The sequence below is a fragment of the Paraburkholderia sp. J67 genome, assembly GCF_905220265.1.
Lineage (GTDB): Bacteria > Pseudomonadota > Gammaproteobacteria > Burkholderiales > Burkholderiaceae > Paraburkholderia.
The window spans coordinates 1-230 of the sequence record NZ_CAJMZK010000146.1 but is presented as its reverse complement, the minus strand read 5'-3'; the positions used below and the strand labels follow the sequence as shown (position 1 = coordinate 230).

1 protein-coding gene is annotated in these 230 nt (G+C 62.2%); it reads right to left on the bottom strand.

Going from position 1 to position 230, the window contains the following annotated elements:
• On the bottom strand, window positions 1-230 hold a 230-nt coding region (locus U5782_RS41540), incomplete at both ends, for a Sir2 family NAD-dependent protein deacetylase (RefSeq protein WP_322049658.1).

The following is a 230-nucleotide window of genomic DNA, read 5'->3' as shown; positions in this document are numbered from 1 at the left end:
TCGTGCGGCTGCGTCGCGCGATATAGCTTGAGGCGATGCCCATAAAATCCCCATGCAAGGCGCGGATCGCTCGAAAAAACAGCGGGATTTGCGATCTCCTCGAACGAGAAGCCATGGTGACGTAGCGCTGGATACGCTCGCCACAGGCCCTCGTCGCCACGAAAATCAGGCAGACCTGAGTCCACGCCCATGCCCGCGCCCGCCGTAACGAGCAGGCCGTCCGCTTCCTC